Raw genomic sequence first — 15,790 nt, forward strand, 5'->3', positions numbered from 1 at the left:
TCAGGCCGGAAGTCTTTCAAGACTAGCTTGGCAGGGGAAATACTTCTGTGCGCTTTCAAACAGAGCGCTTGCTGTAAAAAGCAGAATCAGGTGAGAAATTCAGAATTAAACGAGATTGTTTGGATTTATTTGATCATTCCTGCCAAAAAGATGACACCTCCACTCAGATTGAGCTTTACTCCCGCATTGAAGTGACGTCTATGAATCACGGTTTATTGGACCGTCAATTTCAGTTCGATAGCGCGAGCGACTGCTTCCGTTCGTCGTTGCACCTGTAGTTTTCCAAAAATATTTTGGTTATGCCATTTCACTGTGCTCAGAGATAAAAATAATCGTTCGCTGATTTCCTGATTGGAACGTCTCAGGTGCATCAAGCGCAGTATGTTCAGTTCGCGTGGGCTATAGGACTCGATAGGTTGTGCCGTGGCGCGAGAACTATTTTTTTGGGCATCTCTATGTTCCATCGACTTTTGCAATGCAAATATGCTGAGCAGTTTGGACACGTAATTGGGTTGAATGGCTTGTTTCGCCACCTTCGACAATAGTCCTTCCATAGGCGCACCTTCGTCGACAAAAATCCGGATATATCCTCCTGACTCTGCCAGCACCAGCGCTTCATTGATGGCTTGTATTGCTTCGTTCACTTTATCCAGGGCTTCCAATATCTCGGCAAAGAGGGAGGGCGGAACCAGGTTATATGCAGCCGTTTTGATTTAGTCGGCGGGTAAACCTGTAAAAATCGGAATTAATTGAGGGCATGCCTAAAAATTAGGAGAAAAATATCAAAAAAGCAATCATGCAGAGGCTCAATTAATTCCGATTTTTACAATTGATGAGCGCACGACATTTGCCATCCACCCTGGCTGTTACGGCGTTGGGGATGGAGTTACCTCTGAAGCAGGCGACGAACTACGCAACAATTTCGGGATGCTGTCAACCAGAGCAGGTTCCATGTGCATCTTCTGTAAGCACTGCGCCAAGTAAGCCTTATCGCTGACCATTTCGATAGCCCTCATATACGAGTTGTCGATGCTTTGACCATATGCCCGGCGAGCCTTGGTCCACGCTTTTTCCGGCACGGCTCCCCAATGCTTTATCAGCATTGCCAAGTCGATGGCATCGCGGCTGGCAACGGACACATTGCTACATCGGTCTGCGTTGGCAAGCAACTTTTCAGCGTACATATCCTCGCGCGACAGCGTTGGCACACCGAAAACCGGGTTCATATTGCCAATGATGTCGATTCGTCCCTCGCTGACGATTTCGAACTTGATTGGCGTTCCGTCCACCCACACAAAGGTTCGGATGCCGTAGCGATCCGCACGCACCTCACGGGCCAGTTCCACAGGCTGGGTCAAGATGTCGCCAAGCGACGCGTTGGTGATCGTGTTGCGTAAGGCCCGGTAGCCATCCATTGAGCTACAGAGGAAGTCAACATCAACTGACTCCCTGTATTCATTCAAGGACAGCACGATGGCCGTTCCCCCACCGAAATAGCAACCGGATTGGGCGAGAAAATCTGCGTTGAGAGAGGAGAGAAACTTGGCGATGCGTTGATGATGAGGGCGGTCAAACATGCAAGATGCCATGGCCGTATTCACGTGTCAGTCGCTCAACCACAGCACGCTCTTGGGGAGTCATGGCATTTTCATCAACAAAACGCCAATTTCGCTCGTAGAGATCGAACGCCTCCTCACCGGTGATCGCATCATGGGGATTACGATTCCATGCGATCAGTCGGAGCTGGGGAAAATCCCCGATCACGAAGGTGTTGATTGCGGTTCTCATAAGATAATTATGCACCATGCGGGACTTATTTTCAAACGCTGGTACAAAATCTCAAATAATTCCGGTCAGTCTCATTTAATTCCGATTTTTACAAAAACCTTGTACGAGTTATGGTTATCCAGTTTTGTACAATTGCAAACGTCTGTAGGGTGGCAGTAATTGCATCACTAAATGAATTACAGGAAGATGCCCCGCATATTTTGCTGGCAAGTGCGCAATTGATTGGCGAAGGGTTTGATCATGCTCCTTTGGACACGATGATCTTGACTTTACCAATTTCCTGGGAAGGAAGCTTGCGTCAATATGCTGGGCGACTGCATCGGGATCACGCTACTAGGGGCTGTTGACGTTTGAACGTAAGTCTATGAAAAAGAAAGGCAAACTTGTATTGTTAAGGTTCTCACACCGGATCAACACGAGTTTGCCATGCCCCGATTGCTGCTCAACGACGAGCTTTGGTCGAAGCTGAAGAAGATTTTGCTTCAAGAACGAATTTATAACAAGCGCAATTTACGCCTGATGGTAGAAGCGATGCTGTATCGACTGAGAGTGGGTTGCCCGTGGAGGGACTGCTGCGTGGCTTACCGATTATCCGACCGAACCAAGTCTGGAGTACCGACATCACCTATGTTCGGCTATCACGCGGATTCGCGTACCTGGTCGCCATCATGGACTGGTACAGTCGCAAGGTATTGTCATGGAGGTTATCGAACACGATGGACGCAGGATTTTGCGTGGACCGTCTGGAAGAAGCGATCAGGTATTACGGCAAGCCGGAAATATTCAATTCAGATCAGGGCTCACAGTTCACCAGCGACAGTTTCACGAAGGTCTTGAAAGATCACGGCACCACCATCAGCATGGATGGCCGTGGACGTGCGATGGATAATATCTTTGTTGAACGGTTGTGGCGCAATGTGAAGTATGAAGACATCTATTTGAATGGCTATGCCACCATGCCGGAATTGATGCTGGGTCTGACCAACTACTTTGTCTTCTATAACGGAGAACGCCCACACCAGGCGCTGGATTACAAGACGCCCAACACGGTGTACATGACGGCAACGGGTGGCGGTGTATTGATTGTAGATAAATTTGGCGGCGCGGGTAAGAAACCCTCTGTTCCGCTACGCTCCACAGCGGATTTCTTACCCGCAGATGCAACATCGACAGCAACAGCAACACCGGGACAGCGCCGTGCAGCTGTATTAGAAGCAGAAAATACTTCTTAAACTACACGGATATTTGTCTGGACAGATGGGTCCACTATACTACCAAAATTACTTCTTAATCGAGGTTGCAGAGTTGTCATTGCCTCTCCTTGGACTTGATGCCTTAGTCCCTTATCGGTGGTTAGAAGGCTTCATGAATGCTTGGAACGCAGGCGAAACGGTGTTGACCGCGACATTTAAAGCGAACTGCGAAGTTTCTAATGTGCTGGGGGATCCTCCGCAGTATGGGCTCGCAATGACTGTGCATGGAGATGTATTTTTACGTAAATAGTACCGAAGGAGCAAGGTGAGGTATCAGGCCATCTAACTGCATCGCTACGGAAATTTAGGTGGACAGTTTGCACACAATCGCAATAAAGGCTTACTCTAGATTCCAGCTCACGACCTGTAGTCGACCAGTTCCCAACTGGCCTTCTGGATTTGGTGGCAGCATGCGCATTACAAGCTTTCCTTGCGTTTCGACTGGTGAGCAAAACCAATCTGGTAAAGAAAACACGGCCTCGTTAATCACCCAAGGATGAGGTATTTGGTACAAAGCTATCAGACCTAACGCATACTTGTTCAAGGATTCAAAATAGATTGAGCTGTTTGAAGCCAAGTTAGTATACTCATGTGGCAACAAGGCAACCTGAACAATAAAAGTGTCTGTCTTTTCAATATGTGGCACACGATACTTGACTCTAAGCAAAGTTGGCCGAACGTGAAATGTCTGCTTACAAACTAGCGTTGCCTCATAGCGAACTTTGGCACGCACCTCCTGTGGTGCTGCATAGGCATTGATACAACCCGCTAAAGCAGCACCCCAAATCACAATCAGTACCAACTTTCTAAATTCCCGAGCCACAATCGCCTCCCCAAAAACCATTCTTTGGCTCTTAGTTTATACGCTTATGACTTCCACGTCCTTAATCTGGAACACAGATGAAGCCTCTCCCTGCGCTTGAGGATGAATTGACACAACCTGTATTTGGATGCGCTCATCCAGACGTCCTTGAGCAGCCTGAGCTAACAGCGGAGCAGTAATATCTACGACTATGCTATAGCCATGGTGCCCTCCCTGATGAGTCATTTGAGCTGAACCAAAGAAGCTGAATGATCCTGCATAGTGTGGATCATTATTGCCGGTAGTAGGGGTAAGGTATGGGCAATTCACGAAGACGTTAACCATAAGCCCTTCCTGCGTCCCTTCAGGCCAACTTACTTGCTTGAGTACAGCAAGTATGCGCCGGCCTTCTGATGCTAGGCGTCTCTGTGTACCTAAAGTAGTGCGGAACACTCGCGACTCTCGCAGTTCTTTTAGTAGGGATGTCACCTTAACGGGAAGTGCAACTGGTGTGTTTGCTAGGACTTTTACGAGTGAATTTAGCTGTGCTAATGATTTAGGCTTTGTCGTTTTAAGTTGAGTCGCAAGTACCTCTTGGAACTTATTCGAAAAAGGTGCCTCACTGAGAAAATTCAAGGGACTGGAGTTGACAAAATGATCGTAAGTGTATCCCAGAGCCTCGAAGTCGTGGACTTGCTTTGCATTGAAAGTGATCGGCTTTCCATCGGCATCCACAAACATATCTGCATAGATTTGTTGCTGATCTTGGGTAACGTTGCCCGCCTTCTGCCAGCGAGCCCACATAAAGTCGACCATTGTATGGTGCATCCAGAAAATTGGGTCAAGAGGTGACAACCCGTCGCCTATATGCCCAGGCTTACCGCTTGGAGGGAAGCCCGCCACCACATGCCCAGTATTATGAGGTTGGCCTTCGAGCATATTCGTGAAATTGTTAAACTGCGTCTGTTTTAAAATGTTCTCAAGATTCTTAGTAGTAAAAGCCCCACCTCGCACTGGATCCGATTGCACACCAATACCTCTCGCTAGCGCTCGAAGTGGCCGTGAATCTACAGGTCCCCAATTTTTCCCATTATAGACGCCTGGATCATTCCAGAACGTTACATCAAGTTCTTGCCGATCATAGAATGGATTCGGAATAATTCCGTTCTTCGCACTCCAGTCCCAATAATGCAATGTAAAGGAAGGATCGCCAATTAATTTTGCACAAATATTTTCAAACATCAACAAATATGGACGATGCCAGACAGCAAAATTTGCGGTTCCATGTTGGCAATGGTTGGGGTGTATCGTCGCCTGCCCCCACCAACTACGCATGTCGCTTGTTGGCAATGCATGCATTGCTTTCACTGCTTCCGCATATTGCGTAAAAAATGGATCACTATCCGGTAAGGTCATCAAATTACGACGAACTTTCAGATTGACCGGTGCCGCCCATAATTGACTACTGTTGAGCAAGAGGGGAAGTGCTACACATTGTGCAGACAGAGATAGAAATTCACGCTTATTCATCTTGGACATTTCTTTCTATAAATAGGTAGAACGCATGATTGATGAAGATTCACCAGCAAACTGGTTTAATGGCAATATAAGCAATTTGCTCTCATTCTTCTCTAGCGTAAACTATTGAAAGCGAATTACTTCGTTTGCTCGACATACCTCCGCCCAATTCAATTCCAACTGGCCCCCAGGCTTTTTTGATACCTAGAGTACCGTTGCTATCGACTACCAGGCTGAAGTTGATGGTTAATTCTGCAAGCATTGTGGGGCCACGTGCAACCACACCCTTCTGGCCGTTGATACCGGGTGCGGTAGGATCGTATTCTTTTGCTGATGCTGCTACTGCCTGACGAATCAACTCAATTAATTGTTTGGCAAGTTCCTGGCTCTCTTGGGAGATCGATTTTTGGACTGGCATTGCAGGTTGGACAGAGCCATAAATAGTGTCGCGTACGCGTGGTAACAAAGTAAGATCCATGTTATTCGCAGCTGTGTTGGTTCGTCCTGCGCTAAACGATACAATCAGAAGATTTACCCCGTTACTAACATTATTTTTTTTCTCAACCGCCAATGAAAGATTGGCTTTCTTCAGAACTGGGAAGGTGATGGATGTGGCATTACGGCACGTCGAGGCGGCTACTATTTTATTTGACGTACAGTTTAGAGAATTTTCGCACCAAGCTTTAATAGTACCCGCCCCATCAGCGCACAACGCTGCTCGATCATTGCCAGAAAGATATTTTTTACAGCGAGCCATTGAACCGGGATCGCAATTGCCGTTTGGGCAAAGCGGCTTGCAAAGTTTAATAGCATCGTCCTCCATCATGAGACATGAGCTCGCCGCAACGGATTTGGCTGCATTACAAGCCGCATCCCAATGGGCCAACTCTATCTTAGTTGCGTCCCACGCACTTTCTTTTGCCGCTCCGTCAATCGCAAACTGTACTGCGTCGATCACGTATGCCAGTTCTTTTTGGGTAGTGGCTGGATTGTCGTCCACTAGAGGGGTTGAGCAGCCCGCAACAAGAGTCACTACAAGCAAAAGAAGACATGAGAGCCGTTGAAAGCTTTGTTTTAATATATTAAGCAGACTGTGCAGCGAGGATTCAGTTGACTGAAACATGTTCACTCCCTATGTAACAGATTTATGAGATGAAGAATTCCTTTTTACAAATTTGTTCGACGCATAACTTTGTGAGAACAGATTAGATTAGTTACATAAATTTACAATAAATATTGACTAAAAAATTATATTTTTTATTAATTTTAAAAAAACAACACCTAAGATTTGTTTTGGCGTGCCGTAGTCGGCTACTTTTAGCTATACTTTGTCTGGTTTCCACTGGTTTGCCACCATTTTTAGGCTAAAAGATTCGCACTCGCAGCAAACGCCTTCGCGATACTTGTGCGATGTAAATGGCTGGATTGACCCAATGCACGAATGAGCAGAATTGGACACAATGCGTCAATCGCGGCTGAGGCAATATCATCGGACTTAAAGATGTCGACCAGCATGCCGTTTTTGCCGTGCTTGATCATTTTCCCCACCGATTACGTGCGCGATTTGACGCATCTGGCCGACATTACTCTAGGGTCTGTTGACGTTTCACATAGGCAACCACAAAAAGGCGCAGGCCATGGCGACAACACTGACATAATTACGTTTCAACTTGTCGAATCTCGTCGCCAAAGCCCGAAACTGTTTTAAGCGGGCAAACGCATTCTCGACGAGGTGACGGTATCGATACAGCCCTTTATCAAGGTCATCGTTTCCATTGAGAGAGTTGCGTCTTCTCGGGATAACGAAACGACTTCCCTTTGCGATGATTTGCTCTCGTATCGATTCGCTGTCATACCCTTTATCGGCAATCATGGCTCCTGCCTGCGGCAGCACGGCAATTAGTTCTGGCGCAGCCTTGCAGTCATGGGTAGCGCCACTGGTAACCGTAAAATCGATTGGCAATCCATAACCATCGACTGCCAAATGAATTTTCGTTGTATTACCAGCCCGGCTTTTCCCTATGCCTTCATCACTATCACTGGCGGCTCCTGCACTATGCTGATGTGCCTTGGCATAGCTGCCATCGATAAAAATCCACTCCACATCCGGCTCTGTGACCAGTGCCTTAAAAACTGCACTCCACTTCTCGCAGGTTGACCAGGCATTAAATCTCTTATAAATCGAGTTCCAGCAACCAAACGCTTTCGGTAAGTCTCTCCACGGGCAGCCCACTCTCAGCCGATACAGCATCGCTTCTACCATCAGGCGTAAATTGCGCTTGTTATAAATTCGTTCTTGAAGCAAAATCTTCTTCAGCTTTGACCAAAGCTCGTCGTTGAGCAGCAATCGGGGCATGGCAAACTCGTGTTGATCCGGTGTGAGAACCTTAACAATACAAGTTTGCCTTTCTTTTTCATAGACTTACGTTCAAACGTCAACAGCCCCTAGTATTTTGATTGAGATAGCACACAAAAAAATAGGAGAACTAAATGAACGAAGCAATACAAAAACTGATCGCATTGGCAAAGTCAGAAAAGGGTACACGGGAGGGTGCCGTCAATAATACCGGTGCACGAATAGTTGAGTACCAAGGGGCAACATGGTTAGCACCTGGTGCTTGGCCATGGTGTGCCGCTTTCACTTCTTGGGTAATGAGAGAGTGGCTTGAAGATGAATCTGTCAGAACGTTGCTTAATCTAACCAGCTTTTCGTTAGCCGAAAAGTGGCGATGTCGAGATGCCAGTGCATTCGGGTGGGGAAAATGGGCTGATCAAAGAAAAATATTGATACTTCCTGAAACTAAACTGGCTCGTGCTGGTGATTTTGTAATCTTTGATTTTTCACACATTGGCTTGGTTATAGAGGATCAAGTATCGATCACGGATAAGATAAAAACCATCGAAGGGAATACAAATGGTAAGGGAGATCGGGACAGTGAAAGCGGTGATGGAGTTTGGGAAAAACAACGTATACCAAGCCTCACAAAAGCCTATATTCGCATTTTTCCCTGATACCAATCATCATTCCTTTGGACCGGCGCGAAAAGCTATGTCGGGCGGTGAATTCAGACTCGATACCGAGAAAAAGAGACTACTGAAGAGACATGCCCCATGGCAAGGTCCTTTGGCATGGCCACAGCTGAGTCAGCGCAGAATGATTAGCTGTAGCTAATTGTTCGGAGGACGATATGTCGCCAGTTTCCCTTTGTTTTATTGTGGATCAATCGAATCGACCAGAAAAATGTAAGCGTCCAACCGGCAAGGTCGCTGGCAAGCGGATGTGCCAGCCACCAGGGCTGGTGATGGTGAGGCAAGCTGTGGGTGCAGAGGCAACGGATGCGTCCACTTGTGGGCTGACAGCTTGAATACGCAAAGGGATGAGTGTCTGCTGTGCTGGCCCTGGCGCATTGCTCTTAAGCCGGGTGCGCCAGTAGGCCAACCGTTTGACATCAAGCGCATGCTGACGGGCAAATGCTGCCGGTCGCAAGCCGCTTTGTTGCCATTGATTGATCCGCTCTTGCCATACTGCTCTGCGTTCTTCTCGTGTCATCCTGATTTCCTCAGTTTAAAAAAACTGAAGTATCTTCAAACAGGGCATCAATTCGTAGATGGGACGGCTGGACGCTTAGAGCGGCTGCAAAGCCGATAATAGATAGTTGATGTAAGTTCGATACGGAGAAGAAATGGCGAATCACTCTGGCCCCGAGTCATGCGGTATGCATCGTGAGGTGTATGCTGAAGCGTTGACAGGGGAAACCGACAGGCCAGCCATTGAGCCGCGAAATCAGGAATCTGGGATGCCGACGTTGTTAAGCGAAGCGGAAGGCAATATGGTGTACGGCGGTAATCGCAAGTCGTATGCTGATCCCACGCGGTCGGAGAACCTGTGCATGTTGGGAAGTCTATTACACGGAAGCAGCGAGATCTCATTGGTATCCTGTGCAACGTGGCAGGATGGGGTTGGCAAGGTTAATGACCGCAATCCAACCATCTACGCCGATGAGAAGTCGGATACACCCATAGTACCGAAGAAGTTGCCGAACAAAGGGTCTGACCTAGCGGAGGCAATGGAGGAAAGGGGTGTAGCCTTAGGGAACGCCAACGAATCCCCCGCGTCACGGACACAGAGCCGAGATAAATACGCGTCGATGGGACTTGAAGGCGTACGCGAAACAGCAAGACGAAACCGTCAATGCCGCTTTACGGCACTGCTGCATCACGTCACACCGTCATTGCTGGTGGAGAGCTTTTATGCGCTCCGCAAACAAGCGGCGGCAGGCGTGGATGGCGTAACGTGGCATGACTACGAGAGCGAACTCTATGGGCGAGTGCATGAATTGCATCGGGAGATTCATACCGGTATTTATCGCGCACAACCATCCAGAAGAGTCCATATACCTAAGGCGGACGGCAAGCTGCGTCCACTTGGGATTGCAGCGCTGGAAGATAAAATTGTGCAACAGGCCATTTCCCTGGTTCTGGGCGCAATTTACGAGCAGGACTTCCTCGGGTTCTCGTATGGATTTCGGCCGGGGAAAGGTCAACACGATGCACTGGATGCGTTATCGGAAGGAATCGAGGGACGTAAAGTAAACTGGATTCTGGATGCAGATATCCGTTCATTCTTTGATGAGATAGATCATGACTGGATGATCCGATTTCTAGAGCACCGGATTGCAGATAAGCGCGTCATTCGATTAATCCGAAAATGGCTAAAAGCCGGAACAATTGAGAATGGACTCCGCACCGCCTCGGTACGGGGAACCCCTCAGGGTTCGGTCATTTCGCCAATGTTGTCCAACATCTATTTACACTATGCGCTAGATTTATGGGCACATCAGTGGCGTGGTCGATATGCTTTGGGCGATGTCATCTTGGTACGCTACGCTGACGATAGCGTGATGGGTTTCCAATACGAAGGTGATGCAAAGCGATTTCTGGCGGCAATGCGAGAACGCCTAGCGCAATTTAAATTGGAACTTCATCCCGACAAAACACGGCTGATCCGATTTGGACGGTACGCGATGCAACAGTGTCGGGAACGTGGAATAAGAAAACCGGAAACATTCGACTTTCTGGGGTTCACGCACTGCTGTAGTCAGCCCAGAAGTGGCTTACTTATCGTCAGGTTGACGATCAAGAAGCGGATGCGCGCATCGTTGGCAGCTATTCGTGAAACGCTGATGCGAAGGCGGCATGAATCAGTGCAGGTGGTGGGTAGATGGTTGAATCGTGTGATCAGGGGGTACTTGAACTATTATGCCGTGCCGGGCAACATGCGCCGACTGTCGGGGTTTCTCAGTGAAGTGTGCCGTGCATGGCGGCACTCTTTGCTGCGTAGAAGCCAGCGACATCGATTGCCATGGAGCAGATTCTCGCGGTTAGTTCGAAAATTTATTCCTCCGTGCCGGGTAGTACATCCACTTCCGTCAGAGCGATTTCACGTTAGTACCTCTGGCAGGAGCCGTATGCGGTAGTTCCGCAAGTACGGATCTGTGCGGGGGGCGGTGGGTAACCATCGTCCCTACCGCGACCAATGCAAATAACAAACCAAGCCTCGTTTCGTTTTATCGTCGGCTCAATCGTCGATTGAATTGTCGAGCTAATTTCGGATTCTTCAGTCATAACGCAACGGTGAACGGATGGCCGCCCACAAATTAATTAAATACTGAGCCGCATGGCTGCCAGTCCGATCGACCATCTCTGTTAGAGATCAATCTGCAATCCCATAAAGGCCTAGCTGCTTCCATTTAGCGTACGAGAGCACAGAGATGAGCTTCTGTAAGAAAGCCCGTTCATCTGGATGTAAGTCTAATGTGAGCAGTGGAAAAAATTGCAGGAGGGCCAGTTCAATTTCTGAGACCGAGAACGCTTGGTCTTCGAATAGGTTGGATATTCGTTGAAGCAGCGAGGAATCAATTCGCTTGAGCAGCCGCGAGATCGCCGGAAGTTCAGCGAATTCAATCCCTCCAACTATATCTGACGCATCTTTGACTTTGCTACCTCGGCCAACAACTAAATCGTATGCCATTCGTGATCTCCAACGAACTAAGTTGACCGGCGCTTAGCGTCGGCGTTGAACGGCAAGTTAGGCATGCTCACTCAACCTTTCCATGTTCGAGATAGTAAGAAATTGCAATCCATTCCGCGGGAAGCATTTTGCCTTTATATCGCCCAATTATTCCCGAACCTAACGCAATGACGTTTCCAGTATTTTTTTCAACGACAAATCCAACCATTCCAATCCAGTCCAGTCCTTGGGAATAAACCACCAAGAATCACCCTCAACGACTTTCGATTGATCGCATGCTAGCGGACGTTTCAAGTGTCGTTCCAGAATCATTTGCGCAGACAGAAAAGATTCTTTTGATTCTGGATGGATCCCGTAAAACCTATAGCGAGCGTGAGTTCTTAGCAAGCCGATTTCCTGAGCGCGCATTTCTTCTTCCAATTGCTTAGCTCGGCGTTCACATTCCCGATGTGCACCGCGCTTACCACATATCTCGAAAAATCTTTTGGAAAAAGTTGCACTGCTAACCTAAAAAATGCTTAACGACTGAGTTCACCTACGCCAACGGCGTGAGTGTGCAACGACGAGTTAGGCTCAACGCTGAGAATGTTTTGTATATCGAAATTGGCCATCATCATATATTTCAGCTTCCTGATCACGAAGAGCCCGACTAGTCTATATGCCGAACAAATATCCTGTATATAGCCCGCCCGTCTTTGCACAAAGCTGCACATAGCTCATCTTTTATTCGACGATTCTGTAATTACTGCTTGTCTTCATCGTTTTTGTTCTTCCTGTGATGGCGATCCATTGCGACCATCAGTTCATCGACGTTTTCCCGATCGCCGAATACATGTATCTCAGTATCGCCGACTAAACCGATGCCGCCAATGGCTACTTTCGCGCCCATGATTGGATCATGCACACTCGCGGCAATGCATCGTCCGAGTCTTCGAAATACCTCGAGTTCCTGTCTTGTCCTGATGAAAAAGACTTCCCGTTCGCAACTGGAACAAAATCTTTTTTCCGGATCGTCAAGAACGGTCAGGCTTTCCCATGTCTTCGGACATTTGAAGGAAAAATCGCATTCCAAGATCAAACCGTTTTCATCCATTTTCCTCTCCTGTCAGACAGCAATGAATCTGAAGTTTACCGAAGATTGCCGCCGCTGCGTCCCAGTGAAATAGCAACTCGGACGTAAGCACTTTATCGATCGCCACAATGCCTAACTTCAAATAGAGCGAAAAAAATTCCACCTAACCTAGCGCTCTGTCCGCCTATCCTGGCAGGGTAATTCGCTTGTAACCATTGCCCTGCGCTGCCTCCTGTCACATACTGTATTTACTGCAGTACTAAATAACTAGGAAAGGCAGACAGGTCCTGTGGATACCGGCAATCTTACTTCTGATCCAAATTCTAAGCCACCAAAACTGCTCAGCCGCGTTAAAAATTGCATACGTGCAAGCACTATAGCTTACGCACCGAAGAAGCCTATGTCTAACGGATTCGATGGTTCATCCGCTTTCATGGTCTGCGGCATCCCCTGGAAATGGGAGCAATCGAGGTCAAGGCCTTCCTGTCTTACCTGACCAGCGAGCATCATGTCAGTGTCACCTCGCCGAATTCAAAAATGGCATTGGCACAATTTCTGTTGATGTATCAATGGTAAAACATCGGCCAACACCAGGAATCATGTTCATGATCCCAGTGGGGATGACGGTAGGGGTTTAACGAAAGCGATATTTGTGCACCATACTGTCCAGAGCAACTCATGCGCTCCATTTTGCTCACGCCACTATTTACGACAGACCAAAATTTCCCGGGCCGGGTTTGATTGTCGTGCCGCGATCAGATCAGTAGTGACGTCGCCCACTTCACTTTTGGCCTACACATGTAGACTTTTTTGATTTCTCGTGTCTAGGTGTGAACACACCTCGTTTGATTTTCTATCTACTGCAGTTGTGCGCTCTCGGTTTGAGGCATTGACGCCTCCTCGGAATAGTGCATTGTAGGACTTGCTCATCTAGAATGAATACGGCCTTGCTCTAGTAGTTGAGGCAGTCTGCGCGTCAGAGTGCGTCGTGGTATTTGATCAATTGTGGATCGTACCTGCGATGGCTGACAAGGGCTGGGTGCTGCAGTCATTGACGCCTGCAAGCCTTTTCCGGGCAAAGTTGGCGTGTTACCATGCGAGCCTTTGGTGACATTGATGATCGCCGTTTATTCTAACAAGGGTTCTCCATGGCAAACGCCGCTGATATTCAAAACCTCTACATCGCTTACTTTAAACGCCCGGCAGATGTCGCTGGCCTGACTTACTGGACATCCGGCGCGCAGGTGAACTTTACGACAGTGCAAATTGCGCAGCTGTTTTCGCAGCAAACTGAATACGCCAACGCCTTTGCCAATTTCACGATGGCGCAAACCGTCAATGCCCTGTACCGTAACCTGTTCAACCACGATGCTGATCCGTCTGGCTTAAGCTACTGGGTCGGGCAGATCAACAACGGCACCTTCACCATTGGCCAGGCTGCTATTGCCATCTTAACGGGCGCACTTGGCACAGACGCTGCCACGGTTGCCGCCAAGTTCACCGCCGCCAGCGCATTCACCGCGAAGATGGCAGCCAGCCCGGCGGCTCAGGCGACCTATAGCGCAACTAACGGCAATGCCTACGGTGTTGTCAAGACATGGCTGGGGGGCGTGGTGGATGCCGGTACCGGCACAAGCGCAGCAAGTAAGCTCGACGCGCTATTTACTACCATGGCCAATAGTCCTGCCGTGGTCGTGCCAGGGGTGAACAGTGTAGTCAACCCTGGCGTCACAAATCTGGGTACGGCAGGCAATGATATCTTCAATGCGACGGATGCCACTTTGCTGACAGCAGGCACTTCCATCTCGGGCAATGGCGGAACCGACGTGTTGAATGTCACCTCTGCTTTCACCGATGCGGCTCACCCGGCGGTAGTCACGGGCGTGACTACCCTGAATTTGCAACAGGGGGGGACGATGCAACAAGCGGTTGCATTCATGAGTCAGTTCACCACCATCAATGACAACAGCACGAACGACTACGATTCCATTTACCTCGGGAGCGTTGCGCAGACAATCAACCTGAACAATGCTGCCGGTTCCCGGACTGTGCACCTGGGCGCGCCGAACCAGGTGATTAACCAGATCAAAACCACAGGTGAGGTCGGTATCATTTCAACCAATGCCAATCTGGCAGGAGCAAAGTGGGACATGGGCAATGCTCTCGGCGGCGCAGGCATATCTATTACGGATGCTGGCACGGCGACCTTGAGCGCTGTTCAAATGAATCATATTGGCATCATCTATCTGGCTGGCTCAGAAAACCTGACATTCAATCCAGTCAACGATATGGAAGTAATCACCGGATTCGGGAGCACGGTAAACCTGACTGCGTTCACGACCAACAAGGTGATTGTCGTGGGAAGCTTAAATCAACACTTGACTCTGGCTGGCAGTGCAAACTATCAAGTCGAACTGGCGGGGGGCGGCGACAACGGCACGGTGACATTAGCAGGCACGGGTAATGTCGTTCTTAAGGGCTCTGGAACAGGCAACCTGACCGTCACTGGCGGCGCTGGAATTGAAACCATCTACCTCGCCTCCACTGGCGGGGTGGATAATATTGCAGTCAGCAGCTCCACTCTCGGTCACATCGCCACCAACCTGATTACCATCAGCAACTTCAAGATCAACCGCCCCGATGCCCTGCATTTCGGCAACGCGGCGTCGTCCCTGGGGACTATCAACATCGCCAGTTCCGACTTTGGCAGCCTGGCTACCAACATCACTAACGGCGCTGGCAACCTTACCAACAATGACTACAAGGCATTCATGGTCAACGTAGCCTCGGGCGCTGCCGCTGGCACTTATGTGGTTGAGCACACAGCGGGCACGACGGTCGGTAGCAGCGACATCATCGTGAAGTTGATCGGCGCGACTGGCTCTGTGGCGGTGGGGGATTTGCAGGCGTAAGAAACTGTTGACGATCTGTAGCGAGCAGGCGTTGGCGGGGTTAATTGTAGAACAAAAGGCAACGAAAAAAGCAAGGCAAAACTGGGTCTTCACTCTAACGTTATCAGCATGTTGTTGATTTGCACTGAAAATTGACCCACTTTGCTGGATAATTTGCATCTATTGTGACCCACGTTTAGCACACTGTTATTGTTGACATCATCAACTCGCTGATAGAAAATGCTTGAAGTCGCATGGCGGCATTAATGACACGTAGCAAAAAGCAAAGCAGCTAGGCTTAAAACTAGGGAATCTCTGATTAAGTAAACGCAATCTCCTTCAGAAACGTTAATAGAAGCATGTTCCCCTGTCAATCATTGAAGCCATGAAACAGACTACCTTTGCCCAAGGAAGCTTTGAACGTTACGCCAAGAC

Annotated in this window: 15 protein-coding genes and 2 pseudogenes; 6 read left to right on the forward strand and 11 right to left on the reverse strand. The window is 48.6% G+C overall.

Going from position 1 to position 15,790, the window contains the following annotated elements:
- Positions 1 to 212: 212 nt before the first annotated feature.
- The 3 genes from ACO0LM_RS06035 to ACO0LM_RS06045 all read right to left on the reverse strand — a co-directional run bounded on the left by ACO0LM_RS06035 (position 213) and on the right by ACO0LM_RS06045 (position 1,788).
- Entirely contained in the window at positions 213 to 713 is a 501-nt protein-coding gene (locus ACO0LM_RS06035) for a LuxR C-terminal-related transcriptional regulator (RefSeq protein ID WP_423035268.1), read from the reverse strand.
- 153 nt (positions 714 to 866) lie between these two features.
- A complete protein-coding gene (locus tag ACO0LM_RS06040; RefSeq protein ID WP_423035212.1) occupies positions 867 to 1,577 on the reverse strand; it encodes a nucleotidyl transferase AbiEii/AbiGii toxin family protein in 711 nt (236 codons plus the stop codon).
- The gene (locus ACO0LM_RS06045) at positions 1,570 to 1,788 is read right to left on the reverse strand and encodes a hypothetical protein (RefSeq protein WP_422987729.1); all 219 of its coding nucleotides are present in this window, start codon (positions 1,786 to 1,788) and stop codon (positions 1,570 to 1,572) included. The genes ACO0LM_RS06040 and ACO0LM_RS06045 overlap by 8 nt, the downstream gene beginning before the upstream one ends.
- 426 nt (positions 1,789 to 2,214) lie before the next feature.
- Here ACO0LM_RS06045 and ACO0LM_RS06050 point away from each other — a divergent pair.
- Together ACO0LM_RS06050 and ACO0LM_RS06055 are read left to right on the forward strand one after the other, a co-directional pair.
- A pseudogene (locus ACO0LM_RS06050) lies at positions 2,215 to 2,373 on the forward strand (transposase); the annotation flags it as partial.
- Positions 2,358 to 2,855: pseudogene (locus ACO0LM_RS06055) on the forward strand (IS3 family transposase); the annotation flags it as partial. The pseudogenes ACO0LM_RS06050 and ACO0LM_RS06055, both read left to right, overlap by 16 nt.
- 526 nt (positions 2,856 to 3,381) lie before the next feature.
- On the opposite strand, the gene ACO0LM_RS06060 reads toward ACO0LM_RS06055, so the two are convergent.
- The 5 genes from ACO0LM_RS06060 to ACO0LM_RS06080 all read right to left on the reverse strand — a co-directional run bounded on the left by ACO0LM_RS06060 (position 3,382) and on the right by ACO0LM_RS06080 (position 7,717).
- On the reverse strand, positions 3,382 to 3,864 hold the full coding sequence (locus tag ACO0LM_RS06060; protein WP_423035214.1) for a hypothetical protein: 483 nt from the start codon (positions 3,862 to 3,864) through the stop codon (positions 3,382 to 3,384).
- A gap of 36 nt (positions 3,865 to 3,900) precedes the next feature.
- The gene (locus ACO0LM_RS06065; RefSeq protein ID WP_423035216.1) at positions 3,901 to 5,373 is read right to left on the reverse strand and encodes a tyrosinase family protein; all 1,473 of its coding nucleotides are present in this window, start codon (positions 5,371 to 5,373) and stop codon (positions 3,901 to 3,903) included.
- 91 nt (positions 5,374 to 5,464) lie between these two features.
- Positions 5,465 to 6,484, reverse strand: coding sequence for a hypothetical protein (locus ACO0LM_RS06070; RefSeq protein WP_423035218.1), 1,020 nt, complete (start codon positions 6,482 to 6,484; stop codon positions 5,465 to 5,467).
- A 236-nt stretch (positions 6,485 to 6,720) separates the two neighbouring features.
- Positions 6,721 to 6,900, reverse strand: a complete 180-nt coding sequence (locus ACO0LM_RS06075) for a hypothetical protein (protein WP_423035220.1) — start codon at positions 6,898 to 6,900, stop codon at positions 6,721 to 6,723.
- 67 nt (positions 6,901 to 6,967) lie between these two features.
- Entirely contained in the window at positions 6,968 to 7,717 is a 750-nt protein-coding gene (locus ACO0LM_RS06080) for an IS5 family transposase (protein ID WP_423035222.1), read from the reverse strand.
- Between the two features lie 134 nt (positions 7,718 to 7,851).
- Here ACO0LM_RS06080 and ACO0LM_RS06085 point away from each other — a divergent pair, with 134 nt between their 5' ends.
- A complete protein-coding gene (locus tag ACO0LM_RS06085; RefSeq protein WP_423035224.1) occupies positions 7,852 to 8,373 on the forward strand; it encodes a hypothetical protein in 522 nt (173 codons plus the stop codon).
- A 208-nt stretch (positions 8,374 to 8,581) separates the two neighbouring features.
- Here the strand turns inward: ACO0LM_RS06085 and tnpA are convergent, their stop codons facing one another.
- Positions 8,582 to 8,911, reverse strand: a complete 330-nt coding sequence (tnpA, locus tag ACO0LM_RS06090) for an IS66 family insertion sequence element accessory protein TnpA (protein ID WP_423035226.1) — start codon at positions 8,909 to 8,911, stop codon at positions 8,582 to 8,584.
- Between the two features lie 439 nt (positions 8,912 to 9,350).
- On the opposite strand from tnpA, the gene ltrA reads away from it, so the two are divergent.
- Positions 9,351 to 10,838 (forward strand): group II intron reverse transcriptase/maturase, encoded by a 1,488-nt coding sequence (gene ltrA / locus ACO0LM_RS06095; RefSeq protein WP_423035270.1) that lies wholly within the window; start codon positions 9,351 to 9,353, stop codon positions 10,836 to 10,838.
- A 236-nt stretch (positions 10,839 to 11,074) separates the two neighbouring features.
- On the opposite strand, the gene ACO0LM_RS06100 is transcribed toward ltrA, so the two are convergent.
- On the reverse strand, positions 11,075 to 11,392 hold the full coding sequence (locus ACO0LM_RS06100; protein ID WP_423035228.1) for a hypothetical protein: 318 nt from the start codon (positions 11,390 to 11,392) through the stop codon (positions 11,075 to 11,077).
- A gap of 742 nt (positions 11,393 to 12,134) precedes the next feature.
- Positions 12,135 to 12,485 (reverse strand): hypothetical protein, encoded by a 351-nt coding sequence (locus tag ACO0LM_RS06105; protein WP_423035230.1) that lies wholly within the window; start codon positions 12,483 to 12,485, stop codon positions 12,135 to 12,137.
- 435 nt (positions 12,486 to 12,920) lie between these two features.
- Here ACO0LM_RS06105 and ACO0LM_RS06110 point away from each other — a divergent pair, with 435 nt between their 5' ends.
- On the forward strand, positions 12,921 to 13,040 hold the full coding sequence (locus ACO0LM_RS06110; protein WP_423035232.1) for a hypothetical protein: 120 nt from the start codon (positions 12,921 to 12,923) through the stop codon (positions 13,038 to 13,040).
- A 572-nt stretch (positions 13,041 to 13,612) separates the two neighbouring features.
- Positions 13,613 to 15,376, forward strand: a complete 1,764-nt coding sequence (locus ACO0LM_RS06115; RefSeq protein ID WP_423035234.1) for a beta strand repeat-containing protein — start codon at positions 13,613 to 13,615, stop codon at positions 15,374 to 15,376.
- Positions 15,377 to 15,790: the final 414 nt, after the last annotated feature.

The sequence above is a fragment of the Undibacterium sp. Di26W genome (genome assembly GCF_049340265.1).
GTDB lineage: Bacteria > Pseudomonadota > Gammaproteobacteria > Burkholderiales > Burkholderiaceae_D > Undibacterium.

Excerpts from the sequence above, each read along its gene's own strand:
- ACO0LM_RS06070 (WP_423035218.1), bottom strand. The coding sequence starts at position 6,484 with ATGTTTCAGTCAACTGAATCCTCGCTGCACAGTCTGCTTAATATATTA.
- ACO0LM_RS06085 (WP_423035224.1), top strand. The coding sequence starts at position 7,852 with ATGAACGAAGCAATACAAAAACTGATCGCATTGGCAAAGTCAGAAAAG.
- ACO0LM_RS06080 (WP_423035222.1), bottom strand. The coding sequence starts at position 7,717 with ATGCCCCGATTGCTGCTCAACGACGAGCTTTGGTCAAAGCTGAAGAAG.
- ACO0LM_RS06115 (WP_423035234.1), top strand. The coding sequence starts at position 13,613 with ATGGCAAACGCCGCTGATATTCAAAACCTCTACATCGCTTACTTTAAA.
- ACO0LM_RS06100 (WP_423035228.1), bottom strand. The coding sequence starts at position 11,392 with ATGGCATACGATTTAGTTGTTGGCCGAGGTAGCAAAGTCAAAGATGCG.
- ACO0LM_RS06105 (WP_423035230.1), bottom strand. The coding sequence starts at position 12,485 with ATGGATGAAAACGGTTTGATCTTGGAATGCGATTTTTCCTTCAAATGT.
- tnpA (WP_423035226.1), bottom strand. The coding sequence starts at position 8,911 with ATGACACGAGAAGAACGCAGAGCAGTATGGCAAGAGCGGATCAATCAA.
- ACO0LM_RS06065 (WP_423035216.1), bottom strand. The coding sequence starts at position 5,373 with ATGAATAAGCGTGAATTTCTATCTCTGTCTGCACAATGTGTAGCACTT.
- ACO0LM_RS06075 (WP_423035220.1), bottom strand. The coding sequence starts at position 6,900 with ATGATCAAGCACGGCAAAAACGGCATGCTGGTCGACATCTTTAAGTCC.
- ACO0LM_RS06045 (WP_422987729.1), bottom strand. The coding sequence starts at position 1,788 with ATGAGAACCGCAATCAACACCTTCGTGATCGGGGATTTTCCCCAGCTC.
- ACO0LM_RS06040 (WP_423035212.1), bottom strand. The coding sequence starts at position 1,577 with ATGTTTGACCGCCCTCATCATCAACGCATCGCCAAGTTTCTCTCCTCT.
- ACO0LM_RS06110 (WP_423035232.1), top strand. The coding sequence starts at position 12,921 with ATGGGAGCAATCGAGGTCAAGGCCTTCCTGTCTTACCTGACCAGCGAG.